Annotated in this window: 1 pseudogene (running past one end of the window); it reads right to left on the bottom strand. The window is 67.1% G+C overall.

What is annotated here, in order from left to right:
* A pseudogene (locus FVQ81_05085) lies at positions 1-88 on the bottom strand (DUF2339 domain-containing protein) (it extends 341 nt beyond the left edge of the window).
* Positions 89-434: the final 346 nt, after the last annotated feature.

The following is a 434-nucleotide window of genomic DNA, read 5'->3' as shown; positions in this document are numbered from 1 at the left end:
GTGTCTTTGCCGCCGGCCAGGAACGAGCTCGCTGCCAGCATCGCCAGCACCGCCAGGTTGGCCAGCGCCCAGGCCGAGAAAACCGCATTGGCCTCGGCGGACCCGACAATCAGCCGCGAGGCCAGCGCAGCCGAAACACCAAACGCCAGCAGGTGAGCGCTGGTTCGCAGGACGCGGTCATCGAGACGACGGGCCAGGTAAAGCACGGCCAGGACTAGAGCGGAGAACGCGGTCAACCGGGCATCACCGCCGGGCAGCAGGCAGAGCAGCCCGATAGAGAGCGTGGCCACCGCGGCCAGGCCGTGGACTGCGATGAGTGAAACTATCCGGCGGCGATAGAGCAGCGCATAGGCCGCCGAGTAAATCGCGCACGCAGCGACCATCAGCCAGCCCTGCCAGCGGTCGGTGAGATCGAGCAGTTCGCTGAGTGCGAC

The organism is Candidatus Glassbacteria bacterium (assembly GCA_019456185.1).
In the GTDB taxonomy this organism is placed as follows: Bacteria; Gemmatimonadota; Glassbacteria; order GWA2-58-10; family GWA2-58-10; genus JAJRTS01.
The sequence above is the reverse complement of the archived record's forward strand: the minus strand, read 5'-3'. Positions and strand labels throughout refer to the sequence as shown.